15 protein-coding genes and 1 riboswitch are annotated in these 14,885 nt (G+C 37.3%); of the genes, 2 read left to right on the top strand and 13 right to left on the bottom strand.

Annotated elements, in window-relative coordinates:
* Window positions 1-130: 130 nt before the first annotated feature.
* Both AC4PID_RS14080 and AC4PID_RS14075 read right to left on the bottom strand, forming a co-directional pair.
* Window positions 131-1,054, bottom strand: a complete 924-nt coding sequence (locus AC4PID_RS14080) for a DMT family transporter (RefSeq protein WP_492132631.1) — start codon at window positions 1,052-1,054, stop codon at window positions 131-133.
* A 103-nt stretch (window positions 1,055-1,157) separates the two neighbouring features.
* Window positions 1,158-2,273, bottom strand: a complete 1,116-nt coding sequence (locus tag AC4PID_RS14075) for a PucR family transcriptional regulator (RefSeq protein WP_492132630.1) — start codon at window positions 2,271-2,273, stop codon at window positions 1,158-1,160.
* 243 nt (window positions 2,274-2,516) lie between these two features.
* Between AC4PID_RS14075 and AC4PID_RS14070 the strand changes: the two genes are divergently transcribed.
* Both AC4PID_RS14070 and AC4PID_RS14065 read left to right on the top strand, forming a co-directional pair.
* A complete protein-coding gene (locus AC4PID_RS14070; protein ID WP_492132629.1) occupies window positions 2,517-3,047 on the top strand; it encodes a DUF6323 family protein in 531 nt (176 codons plus the stop codon).
* A gap of 12 nt (window positions 3,048-3,059) precedes the next feature.
* Window positions 3,060-4,067, top strand: coding sequence for a DUF6179 domain-containing protein (locus AC4PID_RS14065; protein ID WP_492132628.1), 1,008 nt, complete (start codon window positions 3,060-3,062; stop codon window positions 4,065-4,067).
* On the opposite strand, the gene AC4PID_RS14060 is transcribed toward AC4PID_RS14065, so the two are convergent.
* From AC4PID_RS14060 to AC4PID_RS14010, 11 genes are all read right to left on the bottom strand, one after another.
* The gene (locus AC4PID_RS14060; protein ID WP_492132627.1) at window positions 4,008-5,273 is read right to left on the bottom strand and encodes an MFS transporter; all 1,266 of its coding nucleotides are present in this window, start codon (window positions 5,271-5,273) and stop codon (window positions 4,008-4,010) included. The two genes, AC4PID_RS14065 and AC4PID_RS14060, sit on opposite strands and share 60 nt — an antisense overlap.
* Window positions 5,274-5,500: 227 nt before the next feature.
* Window positions 5,501-5,881, bottom strand: a complete 381-nt coding sequence (locus AC4PID_RS14055) for a YkvA family protein (RefSeq protein ID WP_492132626.1) — start codon at window positions 5,879-5,881, stop codon at window positions 5,501-5,503.
* Between the two features lie 70 nt (window positions 5,882-5,951).
* The gene (locus AC4PID_RS14050; protein ID WP_492132625.1) at window positions 5,952-6,371 is read right to left on the bottom strand and encodes an arsenate reductase ArsC; all 420 of its coding nucleotides are present in this window, start codon (window positions 6,369-6,371) and stop codon (window positions 5,952-5,954) included.
* 28 nt (window positions 6,372-6,399) lie between these two features.
* A complete protein-coding gene (arsB, locus tag AC4PID_RS14045) occupies window positions 6,400-7,446 on the bottom strand; it encodes an ACR3 family arsenite efflux transporter (RefSeq protein ID WP_492132624.1) in 1,047 nt (348 codons plus the stop codon).
* A 103-nt stretch (window positions 7,447-7,549) separates the two neighbouring features.
* Window positions 7,550-7,855 carry an ArsR/SmtB family transcription factor gene (locus AC4PID_RS14040; protein ID WP_492132623.1) on the bottom strand — a complete coding sequence of 102 codons (306 nt, stop codon included), beginning with the start codon at window positions 7,853-7,855 and terminating at the stop codon, window positions 7,550-7,552.
* A gap of 121 nt (window positions 7,856-7,976) precedes the next feature.
* Window positions 7,977-8,984, bottom strand: coding sequence for a GAF domain-containing protein (locus AC4PID_RS14035; protein WP_492132622.1), 1,008 nt, complete (start codon window positions 8,982-8,984; stop codon window positions 7,977-7,979).
* Between the two features lie 133 nt (window positions 8,985-9,117).
* A complete protein-coding gene (locus tag AC4PID_RS14030; protein WP_492132621.1) occupies window positions 9,118-10,563 on the bottom strand; it encodes a carbohydrate-binding domain-containing protein in 1,446 nt (481 codons plus the stop codon).
* 138 nt (window positions 10,564-10,701) lie between these two features.
* Entirely contained in the window at window positions 10,702-11,622 is a 921-nt protein-coding gene (locus tag AC4PID_RS14025; RefSeq protein WP_492132620.1) for a cation diffusion facilitator family transporter, read from the bottom strand.
* A 111-nt stretch (window positions 11,623-11,733) separates the two neighbouring features.
* Window positions 11,734-11,811, bottom strand: a riboswitch (NiCo riboswitch).
* A 38-nt stretch (window positions 11,812-11,849) separates the two neighbouring features.
* Window positions 11,850-13,463 (bottom strand): 23S rRNA (uracil(1939)-C(5))-methyltransferase RlmD, encoded by a 1,614-nt coding sequence (gene rlmD, locus AC4PID_RS14020; protein WP_492132619.1) that lies wholly within the window; start codon window positions 13,461-13,463, stop codon window positions 11,850-11,852.
* Between the two features lie 97 nt (window positions 13,464-13,560).
* Complete coding sequence (locus AC4PID_RS14015; RefSeq protein ID WP_492132618.1) at window positions 13,561-14,340, bottom strand: MerR family transcriptional regulator; 780 nt, start codon at window positions 14,338-14,340, stop codon at window positions 13,561-13,563.
* A 2-nt stretch (window positions 14,341-14,342) separates the two neighbouring features.
* Window positions 14,343-14,813: a flavodoxin gene (locus AC4PID_RS14010; RefSeq protein ID WP_492132617.1), complete on the bottom strand. Its 471-nt coding sequence runs from the start codon at window positions 14,811-14,813 to the stop codon at window positions 14,343-14,345.
* Window positions 14,814-14,885: the final 72 nt, after the last annotated feature.

The following is a 14,885-nucleotide window of genomic DNA, read 5'->3' as shown; positions in this document are numbered from 1 at the left end:
CGTCTTAATCTAGAATGTTAATTCTGAATCAAAAGAAGATTGGGTCTAAAAACAAATCCATATAGGACCATTTATGATTGTATCATTGAATTTGATTATTATGATTTACTTGTTTTAGGCTCTATCACTATTACTCTGTAACCGAAACAGGAACAGGCTTTTTACCAAATGTCATTTGAGAGACTAAAATACCGGCAAGGATCAACCCACAACCGATTAAACCTCTTAGGTTCATGCTCTCACCTAGCAATAGCGCACCGCCAATTGCACCAAACACCGATTCCATACTGAGGATAATCGCTGCATGTGACGGTTTTGCATGCTTTTGTGCAACCACCTGAAGCGTATAGGCAACCCCAACTGATAAAAGACCACCGTATAGGATTGGAATCAATGAACCTTGAAGTCCAGCCATAGTAACCGTTTCTGTCGCTAAAGCAGTTCCTAAGCTCAGTATTGAACAGGTTGCAAATTGAAGACTTGAGAGCTTAAGTGGATTCATTCTTTGTGCGAAACGATCGATGGTTAAGATATGGATTGCCCAGAAGATGGCACCGATGAGTACCAACAAGTCACCATAAGCGATGGTAAAATCTTCATTGACGCTAAGGAGATAAAGACCCACAACTGCGATGACCACACCTGCCCATGAGTTTTTTGAGATTTTGTGTTTTAATAATAGTCCAAGTAGTGGTACAAACACCATGTAAAGGCCTGTGATAAAGCCGCCTTTTCCTGCAGTGGTGTAAGTTAATCCCACTTGTTGTAATGTCGCCGCTATATAGAGTACAAGTCCTACCAAAATACCTGGCAAGATATTGGTTTTAAACGTACCAACCGCTTTCACCTCGCCTGTCTTAACTCTTTTTTCGGAGTCTTTTTTATCCATGAAGTAGATCAGTGGTAAAAGAGAAAGTGCGCCTAATCCAAATCTAATTCCGTTAAATGTAAATGCGCCGACATATTGAGCGCCTACGCGTTGTGCGACGAAACCCAGCCCCCAAATAGCAGCAGTTAATAGTAATGCAGCGTTTGCAAATGCGCGTTTATGCATAATTCACCTCATAATAAATTTCTAAATTTATTCTATCAACTCGAAGGTGGTTTGTCATTGTCATTTTTACAATCATTAATCAAATGTTTTGTAATATTTACAATCACCCTCGACTCTTAATCGCCATAAGGAGAGTGGCATATAAATCGTATTCAGAAAGTGCATCCCCTATCAGCTCAGCAATCTTACTCATTCTATAGCGCACTGTGTTGATATGCAGAAATAAAGCCTCAGCAGTTTGCTTTAAGTCTCCGCCCTTGTCGATATAGGTGACAGCTGTTGTCATTAGCTCTGACTGATATTTCTCGTCATGTTGTATGAGCGGCGCTAAAGTGTGATCACTGAACCAATTTAGCCAGTAATCGTTTTGATGTGGCAATATAAACTGAAAAAGACCAAGCTGTTTAAAATGTACCTCATTTTGTTCAGTCATTATAGCATATCGATAACTGTAATACGCCTGCTTCAATCCAATATTAAAGGCTTGGTTCCCATCGCTTTTGCCTACGATTCGACCTTCATAAGCCTTACCAAGACGTAATACAACGGTCTCAAGTACCGCATCGAGGTTATTGCCTATTAGAAACAGGCCTTGTCTGTATTTAAGTAAACTGTATTGCTTGGGTAGCCATTTTTCAGCTTTAAATTTCTGCTGCCATTTTTTTAAATTCCCTTCACTGACATAGCTTTCTGAACTCAAATAAAGAAACTCTAAATCTTCCTCAAAAAAAGGATTGATCTCACTGGATATTTCTTTTACCGTTCTTGGATCTAATGCCTTTTCAATCATAAGCGAGAGCTTTGCTTCTATGAGTTCAGAATCCGACTGAATACGGATGCAGTCATTCACCTCAGTGATGATATCTTCAAAATAAGCACTGTTATCAAAGATAAAGATTGGAAATTTATGATCGTTTGACATCTCAACCACTTCTGCAGGCATGGCATCATAGTAGATGTTTTTAATCGCAAGTCCACTGGCACCGTCTTCTATCAAATCCTTAACCGCATCATAGATGTACTCAGGGTGATCCTTGGCAAATAGTAAACTGGTCAAAACAAATTCACCATGCACAAACTGGCCTTTTTCCCTTTTAAAAAACTCCCAATCCAATATCCCGACTTTATCCACTGGGTTTTCAAGGCCATTGATTCCAGAAATCAATCTAAAGCTTTTGCAAATATCCAGTTTCATCGTTTCTAAAATCGTTATTCCCACAGTCGCCTCCATAATGGTATAAAAAAAATTTCTGTCCTCGATTCATTATATCTTACCACAAGTGAGATTGTGGCAAAAAAATAAATCATCGGATATAATTCCTCAGATTTTCCAGTAAGTTGACGCACTCAATTAAATGTGATATTCTATTTAGATGGCAATGGTTAAAATTAAATAGTTTTATACAAATATATTATTTCACACTTTAAGTAAAATGTCAAGTGTTTTTTATAAGGAGGTATTATGTCATCATCATCGTTTCCAGCTATGCGAAACTTCCAAACAACGACAGCTCTCACAGAATCAGAGCTATATAGCGCTTTAGCTGCCACACCGTACTTCAAAAACAAATCCATCAGCGAAATCAAATCCAGCGTATTAGCCATTCGTGAAAGCAATCAAGACGCTTTAATTCACCACAAACGCATCATGATTAAGGATCAATTTATCCCTTCATTACTACTCATCTTCTCTGAATCCGCCTACTTCGAATCGGATGAAGACTGGTTTGACCTACTCAATATCTATCATTACTATAAAAGTGACTTAGAAGGCTTAATTGAAGATGCCCCCTTGATCGAGCTGATGTTTTACCTCTTCGAAGAGAGATGTGAAGGCGCTATGTCCTATCTAGAGGGAACTTGTATGCCGCAGCTGGTTAACCTATCCTACGATCTTGGTAGAGCCCCTACTCTAGATGAACTTCAAGATTTTTTAGATGAAACGCTACCTTTAAGACCGATTCAAGAAGATTTTGAAACAGATCTTTATTAAAAGGAGTCAATTATGAATCATCCATATCATCAAAATCAAAACGATCAAAATCAGAGCGACCAAAATCTGAGTAATCAAAATCTGAGCGACCAAGCACTAAACTACCAAAACGCTAGCATAAAAAAATCAAACGACCTTAACTCTACGTCAAATCCCCTTCTCAAGCACTACGTCACACTACTTTCACAGACATATCTCGAGGAGTACCTAGGAGATGAAGGCTTCACCTTATCTACGGATAAGACAAAGGACTTACTGACCTCACTTAAATTCACACTCGATCTCGCACTACGTTCCAAAGCTTATAAAAAAGCACCCGAGCAATATCAAGATGCCCGAGCACTTTTAGATTTGGGGCGCTTAACCCTAAAAGAATTACTATATAAATCTCGATTGCGTTACAAGGCGCTACTGCCCCAGCTCTTATTAGTAGACAATCGCACCTACAACGAGACTGTTCGCGATGCCATTCAAGGCTTTTTCAAACACTATCGGCCGAATTTTTTCGCTCACGACCAAATCATTACGGCAGATTATCCCACTGCACTCCCTGCGACACAGCTTCTGGGAACTGAGTTTATCAACGTTTACATTCGCCACTTAACAGCGGAGCACGTTTTTCTCCAAAAATTTGAACTTGATGCTCTAAAGCGTTTGTATCGCTTTGTTTCAGCAGACGATATCGACGTCATCTTCAACCTGTTTGAGCCGGCCATCCAGCATGCACTTATTGAAAGCATGCTCTATCCCTCTCGGATTCCCATGCTCGCTCTTACTGCTGAAGACATCGATACTTTTCATCACCGATACCGCGATACCACCTATGAAGCGCTAACCCGAGATATGCGAACCGCCCTCAAAAGGATTTTTAAAGCTCTAAATCTTTCGGATGCGTACGTGCAAAGCTATTGCGTTACTTATATGAACAGCATTACCATTAAACTCCTCACCACCATTACATCACTCGGCGTTGGCAACTTTGTCGCTATTGAAACGTTTCAAAAGTGCGCCAAAGACTAAAACCAGTACCCCAAGCGTTAAGAACAAGGTGCTAATCTGCCAGGTGTCTGCTATAAACCCAAAAACGGGCCCAAATACGATCATAAATAGTGATTTAAACTGACTTTCTATGGAAAGTGTCGTAACGCGTTCCTCTTTGGTCATGTAATCACTGGAAACATCTACGAAGATCGGTCGTCTTGCGTCCATCATCAAATAAAGACTTAAGAACACGAGTATCGAAGCGATCAGCATATTTTGTCTAAGCGCGACGCCAAGTAAAAGCAGTCCGACGCCCATAAGCTCATAGAGTTTGTTAAATACCGTTTCTGCACTGGACTTCTTAGTGAGACGATAGCTATTTCTAGAAACGATTGAACTGAGTATATAAAATAGTCCATATAAAATCCCTAAGCTGATTTTCAGTTGCTGATCCACAGTAAAATCAGAAATGATCGATATTGACGAAGCCACTAGTAAACTGCCCATGATGGGCTGAATATAGTCTTTAATGGTCTTGAAAATGGCATCATAGGAAGACGCACTGATGACAATCCCCAGCAATCTGCGCTTTTTAAGAATCGCCTTAAGCTGTTTTAAGCTGGTTTGCCAAAACTCTTTAAATTTAAAATGCTTTTGAGTTGCTTCATCCAAGGATTCTGGATAGCTTAAAATCAGAAAAAAGTCAAAAAGATAAGGAATCGTACTCATCAAAAATATCCACCTCATGGATGGTAAATTCAAAACGAATAAAATTGATAAAAAACCTGAAAGAGATGAGCCGAGGAGTGAGAACGATCGCGTTCTCGCATAGACAAACCCCTTTTCACTATACCAGCCCTTTTGTTCTAGATAGCTGAGTATCATGCCCTTGTGTGTGCCTGATCGGAAGGCTTCACCCAGTCCATATAACAGCATGCCAAGTGCAATTAATATAAAACTTTGACCGATAAACAATGCGATGAAGGATGCGATATAAAAAGTAAAGCAAAGCAAGAGCTCTTTCTTTTTACCATAATGATCTGCGAAAATGCCACTGGGGATCTCAAGCGCATAAGTTGCCGCTTCTCTTATGGCATACAATATCCCAATTTGAAATAGAGATAGTCCAAGTCCTATCAAATAGATAATTAAGTAGGGTTCAAAGAACTTAAGATTTTTAAAAAAGCCATAAAAGCAAAATTTAATGATTTGATGATCCTTCTTGATTTCATTGTGCAAGATCATTTTAGTCTCCTTATTCATGTAAATTTATCAAATGCCTCATTAAGTATTATACGCCTCATACACTTATATATGTCATATTTTTATTTTATATAGTATACCGATTAATGTCTCATTTCAGCTATTTGATATGACCACTAACGATATTGTATTTCATTGTGGCTTAAAAAAAATAAGAATCGATTCCCGATATCGGATTTCGATTCTTATATTCTATCACTTAATGTTCTTCATTTCAATAGACGGGTTACTATAGAAACGATAACCACTGTCCATATCAAAACGATGGGGATAGCGTATCGCCATTTCTTAGGTTTGCCCTCAGCCCATATCTCAACGGCCTCTACTCTACACGATTCGATGACGGCATTAGGAATCAACTTGATCGTTAAAGTCATCATCAATGGGATTAATATAATGTCATCCAAATAGCCTAATATGGGGATGAAATCCGGAATTAGGTCGATGGGCGACAGTGCATATCCTACTGTGATTAGTGCTAAAAGCTTAGCATACCAAGGCGTGTCTTTATGCTTCATCGCCAGATATAAAACAGGAAGCTCTCGCTTGATTTTTTTTGCATATGATTTTGCATGTTCTATGATTTTCATAAAAGCTCCATATTGACCTTTTTTATTTACTTTCAAGTACAGTGCATTTATATTCTATCATAATAATTGTTTATTGGATTTTGATTTCTCCTGATTGGATGCGCTTCGCTAGATTTTTTACATTTTCATCGATTTTGTCGATGATGATCTTAAACTCTTCATCGCTTTTGCCACTTGGATCGTCTAATCCCCAATCCTCTTCATGTTGATTTGGTAAAACTGGACAAATAACGTTACAGCCCATTTTAATCAAAATATCCGCTTCGGGAATTTCATTCAATAATTTTGAAGATTGTGTCGCTTCCATATCGATGTCATAATATTTTTTTATGAGTCGAACTGCATCTTGATTGATCTGTGGTCTTCTTTCAGTTCCAGCTGAATAGCTTTCAAATACATCTCCAGCGAAGTGCTTGCCAAGCGCTTCTGCCATTTGACTTCTACATGAATTGTGGACGCATACAAATGCGACTTTTGGTTTTCTTTCCATAATTCTTTCTCCTTATAATGATCATCAATTAGATGAACTTTTCTTTTGTTTTATTTGCAAAACTAACTAATAGTAACATCACCGGTACTTCAACTAAAACGCCAACGATTGTCGCAAGTGCAACTGGACTATCAGCACCAAATAATGCGATGGCTACTGCAACTGCTAGCTCAAAGAAGTTGGAAGCACCAATCATCCCAGCAGGTGCGCTGATACAGTGTGGTAATTTTAATAGATAGCTTGCGCCATAAGCGATGGCAAAGATTAAAAACGTCTGCAAAATTAATGGAATTGCGATAAGTACGATATGAACTGGATTATCGATGATCGTTCTTCCTTGAAACGAGAAGATGAGTACCAAAGTTAATAATAGTCCAGCGATCGTAACATGGTCAAATTTCTTTAAAAACTCATTCTCAAAGTAAGCCTTTCCTTTTGATTTAACGACAGTATGTCTTGTAATCACACCGAGTGCCAATGGAATGACAACGAAAAGTAATACTGATAAAAGTAAGGTTCCCCAAGGGATTGTGATACCACTAAGCCCAAGTAAAAAAGCAACAATAGGTGTAAATGCCACTAATAGAATCAGATCGTTAGTCGCAACCTGAACCACTGTATAGGCTGGATCGCCTTTAGTCAGATGGCTCCATACAAAAACCATCGCCGTACAAGGTGCAGCACCTAGGAGGATTGCACCTGCAAGGTAATCCTTCGCCAAATCATTTGGTAGCCATGCTTTAAATACCGTCATAAAGAAAAATGAAGCGATTAGATACATGGAAAATGGCTTAATCAACCAGTTTGTAATCCATGTCACATATAAGCCTCTTGGATTCTTTCTTACGTTTTTTACTGAAACAAAGTCAACCTTTAGCATCATTGGATAAATCATCAGCCAAAGTAAAAGTGCTATTGGTATAGAGACATTCTCATACTCAAATTGACTTAACACATCTGGTATTACAGGTATATAGATGCTAATAAATACACCTAGAACCATACAAAGAAGTACCCATACACTAAGGTATTTTTCGAAAAATTTCATATCGATCTTATTCGAATTGTTTTTCATAATTATCCCCTTTTATTTAGTTTTATTACATTCTTTTATCTCTAGTTTTGTATAGATAAATTATTTCTAGTTAAAGTCTGTTCTTATTTACACTTTTCCACACTTACTCACACTGACAGCTCGGCGAATAATCTGCTGCCTTAGACTGTAAATCACTTAGCAGTTTTTGAGCTTTCTCAAATCCGTGATCTGATAACTGATAATACGTCCATTTACCATTCTTTCTTTGAATGACCATTTGACTTTCAATTAAAATTTTCATATGGTGTGACAAAGTTGACTGAACGATCTGAAGTTCTTCTAGCAAATTGCAGGCACATTTCTCGCCATGCTGTAAACTCTCTATTATCTGAAGACGATTGACATCACAAAATGCTTTAAAAACTTTAGCTACTTCTACATGACTCAAAATACACCTCCTCAAATCGATAAATATCGATATGAGTATACCACGGTTATGATCTGTATTCAATATATCACTGTCAATCCTCATGTAAAATCTATGTAAAAAAAGACGACTCTCGCCGTCTTTAACTTTTCTTAGTTTGCTTTTTTGCCCTCTTTGATGCATACATGGCTTGGTCTGCTTTCTCAATCAACATTTCTAGCTCAATACCATCTTGGCTAAATAAAGCATACCCAATGCTTGCTTTTAAAGGAATCGCTATGTTGTCATATTCAAATGTTTTGCATAGGACTTCATCGATTCTTTTTATCAATTGTTTGACATCATTTGCCTCGTTTACGGAAGAAACAATAATTCCAAACTCATCACCACCAAGTCTTGCCCACGTGTCTGTATCTCTAAGCACCTTTGATACGCGACCTGCAAGCTCCGTTAATGCGGCATCACCAAAACGATGTCCATAAGTATCATTAATCATTTTAAGACCATCCATATCAAGAGAAATGATGCTAAAGGTTTCATGAAGTCGCAAAGCTTGTGCTAATTTTTGACGCAGCCGATCATAAAATAAGGATCGATTTGCAATTCCAGTTAAACTGTCGTGTGTCGCTTTATAAAACAACGCATTGTCTTCAGTCTGCATCGCAGTATACATCGCTGCAGCGATTAACCCTGTCATCAGTTCAAGTGTTTTTGAGTCGTCCTCTTTATAATGATCAGGCTGATCTGAAAACACTTTTAAAATTCCAACTACTGACGCTCTAAATATAAGTGGTAACACAATCATTGAACGAATCCCAATTTTACGACAAGCCTCTTTATTAACGCGTTCATCTAATTCAATATCATTGCTAATCAAAGGTATCTTTTGTGTGATACATTGTCCAGACAAGCTATTACCAATGGGAATTCTAAGTCCAAGAAAGGACTCAGCGCCACCTGAAACAGCACTATAAACAAGCTCATCCGCTTGGATCAACTCAATAGAAGCGCCTGCTGAAACGGTTAATTGACCCGCACGTTTCGTAACCAGATTCATAATACTCGTAAGATCAGAACCCAGTTGGGCAATTTCAGTTTGTATATTGATGATTTCAATTAATCGATCATTTTGAAAATTCACTTGTCCCATTAAAAAATCCTTTCAACCCATTTGCAATCGTATGCAATTGTTTCGTATACTTCTATTTTATCAAATAATTTCAATATAAAAAAGGCGATTCCTCAGATTTATGAGAGATCGCCTTTGAAATATTTCATGCTCATTAATGTCTTTTTCCGCCACCCATTTGTTGAACTGTAATTTCAGTTACTTGTTGTCCATTGACGATGACAGTTCCACTGTTGAGTTGTCTCGTTCCATCTACATCAAATGATGAATTTGCAGTGACTGTAATATTGCCACCATTGATGTAAAGATCACCATTTGAGTCAAATCCATCTGTATCACCACTGCCCATGGTTACGGAAATTGTACCACCATTTACTTCGATTCTAACCTCATTATCACTTTTATTGGCTGCGTTGATGCCATCGTCCGTTGCATAAATGGTAATATTTCCGCCATTGATTTGTACAAAGGTTGCTTCAATGCCCTCAGAAGCAGTTTTTATATTAATTGTTCCACCATCGATTTGTACGATCGTATTGCTGTGAATTGCATCATCAGCAGCTGTAATCTCAAAATTGCCATCTTTAATATAAATATATCCTTTAGTGCTATCTTCATCGTTTTCACTGTGTACAGCATCTTTTTGAACGTTCATTGTAAAGTTACCGTCGTAGATTCTAATTGAATCATTTGCTTCAAGACCATGACCCAATGCAGTTATATTATAGGTACCGCCAGTTACTTTCAAGTCATCTTTTGAAGTAATTGCATTTCCTTGCTTAGATACGACTTTTAAAGTGCCAGTACCATTTAAAGTCAAATCAGATTTTGAGAAAATCACAGCATCAACATTTGTTTCGCCATCGGCTGTAAATGTACCATTTACCGTTAGTACCGAAGTTGCACTTGTTGTCGTGACAAAAACCTTATCGGCAGTCTTAACATAGATGGCTGGAGTGGTTTCATTGGTAATCGTTACACCATCAAGTACGATTTGAACTTTAGCATCTTCTGGCGCAGCGACGATAATAGAACTGTTTGTCGCACTACCTTTTACTAAATAAACGCCTTCTGCAGTTATAGTAACATCTTTTCCACTGGTTAAGTTAATCGTTGTTGCGCCAGTTAAATCTGCGGTTTGCTCTAAATCTCTGTTTGAAAATTGATCGGTTACATCAATCCCTGTATCAAGAGACGCATCACTTGAGTATTCATTAGTTGTAGGGGTTGATTCACCAGGCATTCCGCCTAAGTTGCCATTCGGTTGCTGACCATTTGGCACCTGACCTTTTCCTTGGAATTGTGCATCACCGCCACCTGCAGGTGCATCTGATTGGGTTGCAGATGTAACTTCATCTACATTTTCATTGGTATCTCCATCAACATTTGAAGCTGAAGTAGCATCGTTCGAAGCATTTGAAGTATCTTTAATCGTTACGGTATCTGTTAAACTTTCTGTTACTTTTGCAGTATTATCTGTATCCGCAGACGCTGTCGTACTTGCACAGCCCGCCAACGATACAATCAGAATTAACACCAGTCCAATCACTGACATATTTTTTAATTTCATATTTTGGGGTTTCAAATTTTTTAGTTTCATATTCTAATCTCCTTATAGTTAATTTCAAGTAATCTCTGTCTGAGCGCTTCCTTGATACTATATTAGAATACGAACCTTAAATGGAACTTTAAAACCAAACCTTTTTTGAAAAAAATGATTCTTTTTTATTTATTGTATTCAATTGGGTTCAAGATGCGTCGTAATAATGCTTTGAGCACCGAAATGCGCTTTAATTTCACGCTCAATTTCGGTTGCATGTTCATGTGCTTCATACAAAGTCATCCCTTTATCGAACATCAGATGAACTTCAATGGCTACCCTGTTTCCAATTTTTCTAGTCCTAAGATGGTGATAATTCATAATCTGTTCGCAATTATTAATGGTATCTTCAATGTATTTTAACTCACTTTCACACAGTGAGACTTCGGTTAACTCTTTTATGGCAGGCATTAATATCTCAAAAGCTACTTTAAAGATGAAAAAGCTAACCAAAACAGATGCCACTGGATCTAGAATCGTCCACCTGTGTCCAAGAAGCATTGCACCACCTATACCGACTAACGTACCTATAGATGAAAACGCATCAGAACGATGATGCCAACCATTGGCAATAACTGCACTTGAATTAATTTTTTCACCAACTGCTTTCGTATATCTAAATAAAAGTTCTTTTGATAGGATCGAAAAAAAAGCCGCTATTAGTGCAATTGCAGTTGGTTTTGGTAGACTAACACTTTTAAATAAAACTGCATAAATGTTACCAACACCAGAAGAAAATATCTTATATCCTACCAAAAATAGTGCAATTCCAATGATTACAGTTGCTAATGTTTCATATTTGCCATGTCCATAATTATGATCGTCGTCTTCAGGCTTTTCGGTAAACTTAAATCCGACGAGTACAACGATATCCGTAAAGAAATCCGATAAAGAATGAATTCCATCTGCAAGCATTGCAGCACTTTTGCCTTGTATCCCAGCGAAAATTTTAAAAATTGTTAGGATCACATTGACTACAAACCCTACTAGAGTAACTTTTTTTGCTGTCTTTGCTCGAATATATTCCTGGCGGTTTTCTTTTTTAGTTAATTCTGCCATGCGTTTCACCTCATTTAATTTATTATCATTCTCAGTTGTCCAAGTTTTTTTTAAATCAATTGGTGACTTGCACTTTATAAAAATAAAAACCTGTGGTACTATGAATGATTTCACAGTCCCACAGGTTAATCTGCTGCCATAAGGCCCGGTTATTACTTGTAAAGTAACACCTGATCTGAATTTTAGTATAGCTCAATGTTAATTTATAGTCAAGTAACGACTTCCTATTATGCTCGCGTTAATAATACAACAGATTCCACATGTGCCGTTTGACAAAATACATCTACCGCTTGGATTTGATTTAGATGATATTGACCATCCTCTGTGAGTCTCTTTATATCTCTTGATAAAGTAGAAGGCTTACATGATACATAGACAACTCTTTCGGGATTCATTTCTTTGATCACACTGATAACGCCTTCATCACATCCTGAACGAGGTGGATCGACTACGACGACATCTATTTTTTGATCTTCACCAAGTGTCTTACTCAAATCTGTAATGACATTATGTGCATCGCCTTCGATAAATGTAACATTTTCAAGTCCGTTTCGCTTTGCATTTGAATTAGCGTTTTCAACTGCTTCTGGTACTATTTCCACACCGAAAACACGCTTTGCACGTTTTCCCAAGAACAGAGAAATTGTACCCGTTCCAGAGTAAAGCTCACATACGTTTTCTTCACCCGTTAGTGCTGCAAACTCAAGTGCTTTTTGATACAATTGCTTGGTTTGCTTAGCGTTAACTTGATAAAACGATTCTGCGGAAATCTCAAAGTTTAAATCCTCGATGGCATCTGAAATAGTGGATTTACCATATAGAACTTTTGAGTGGTCTCCCAAGCCTTTGATGCCGTGATGTTCTTTGACGCTTTGAATGATAGATACGATATTGGACGAGACCGCTTTAAGGAGTTCTACTAATGTCTTAGACATCGCCAATTTGTTTGATGCGGTTACTAAAACCACCATTATTTCACCAGTTGTTTCAGATTTTCGAATCATCAAACTAATCAATGTCCCCTTTTTCTTAGCGACATTGTAAGGTTCGACTTTAAAGTCTTTCATGTATTTACGAATGACATCAACGATTTTAGCATTGATCTCATCTTGTAACAAACAATCCTTCACGTCAACAACATCGTGTGATTTAGGTCTGAAAAACCCGATTTTAGGCTGTTCTGATGAGCCTTGAATCTGATAGACACCTTTATTGCGGTATCTAAATGGATTGTTCATTCCAATAATTGGCGCACTTTTAAGGTCAACGCCACCAATGCGCTTAACCGCATTGTTCACCATGGACTCTTTAAGCTTGAGCTGTTGCTGATACTCGATTTCTTGAATCTGGCAACCACCGCAAGCTTCGTAAACTGGGCATGGTGGTACAATTCTAAACTTTGAAGGTTTAATAATTTCAATTGTTTTGGCTCTTGAGTAAGTCTTTTTTTGCTCATATACACGACATTTTACTGTGTCGCCAGGCTGAGCACCCTGAACAAAAACCGTCATGCCTTCAAATTTGCCAACGCCTTCGCCACTTTCACCAATATCTGTAATCGCCAACTCAATTGTTGGTCCGGAGACAGATTTCTTCTCAGGTTTCTTCTCAGTTTTTTTCTTTCTATCATAGGTCGAACCCGATGGTCGATTAGGTCTTTCTGAATTTGATTTTGACCTTTCTGAAACAGATTTCGATTTTTCTGATACAGACATCGATTTCTCTGATTCAGTTTTGCTTCTATCTAATGAAGGTTTAGATTTAAATGACCTCTGTTTTGTATTTTCAGTATCATTTCGATGCTTCTTTTCACTTGAACTTCTTACTTCTTTATTTGACATATAATCTCCTTATTTATATTCCTCAAAGAATATACTCTGATTATACCTTTTCTATCGCTTGCTGGAAAGATGTTAATAAAAAAGAGTCAAATTGGATCTATTGATCCAGTTTAACAGGTTCTTCACCACAATAAAATAGAATCGCCTTATAGATATAATCACTTAAATCTATATTGCTGAACTGATTAATATAGGTCCTAAATCGATTATCGTGTTTATAATTTTGTGCCACACAGATTAGGATTTCATTGTCACATTCAAACACGCCTGTAAACCCATCTACCCATTGACTTACAATGCTTTGAACTACTTGAGAATATGGTGATTCATCAGTATGCATTGCAAATAGTTTGAAAATTTCTTCCATACGACTTTCAAAAGAAATAAAAAATTGATCTCTTTCCTCTTTATTCAACTTTGCCAAGTTTGCTTCATATTCTTTATATTTGGGGGTTTCTCCAAAGATCAACTTTCCTTCTCTCTCGTACTGGTTTTTATAGGGAATAATTTTAGAGTTTTGAAACAACTCTAATGCCACAAGATTTTCACCTGATAAATACCGTGATAAATTGGATTTGATATTTTCTAACCGTTGAATTTTACTTGATAAAATATCAGAATGTTGTTCCAAAAATTCATTTTGCTCACATTTTGATAATTTCAAAATGGTTGAAATTTCTTTCAAAGATAAGTCCAACTCTTTTAAAAATAATATAATTTGTAATTTTTCAAGTTCTTCTCTACTATACAGCCGATAACCATTTGTAGTATATTCAGTGGCTTTTAATAGTTCAATCTCATCATAATAATGCAAAGTTCGACGTGATATTCCTGTTATCTTTGTAATATCTTTTACAGTAAAATGATTTTCTTTCAAAATTACCTCCCTATCATACTATTAATCCAAATTTCAACATGCTCATCACAAAATGCGCTTGTCGTTTCAAAACCCGGTAATACGATCGATTGTGGGCACTCTTTGATTATACCCGCCTCAATACTGCCAAAACCACCACCACCGTGCGTACAAAAAGGGATCACCGTTTTACCGTTCAAATTTACTGACCGTAAAAAGCTTAATATTGGCGGGGCAAATGATTTAAACCAGTTCGGGCTCCCTATATAAATGCGATTATAATTTTCAACTGATTCCAAACCTGTTAATAGTTTGGGACAATACCCTCTCTCAATCTCATTCCTTGCTTCTTTTGTTGCACCATTATAGGTAAACGAATATGGCCTTTCGGGAATCAATTTTCTAATGTCACCGTCAGTAATAATCGCTATGGTTTCAGCTAAATGCTCGGTTGTGCCGGAATATGAGTAATATACAATTAATGATTGTGCCATTATTATCCTCCAAGAGTCTATTTCGTATCATTTTGTAACTAGCTTTATTATATGCTGTAACGTTACGTTACT

The sequence above is a fragment of the Fusibacter sp. QWL-12 genome, assembly GCF_058683495.1.
This window is presented reverse-complemented; position numbering and strand designations above follow the sequence as displayed.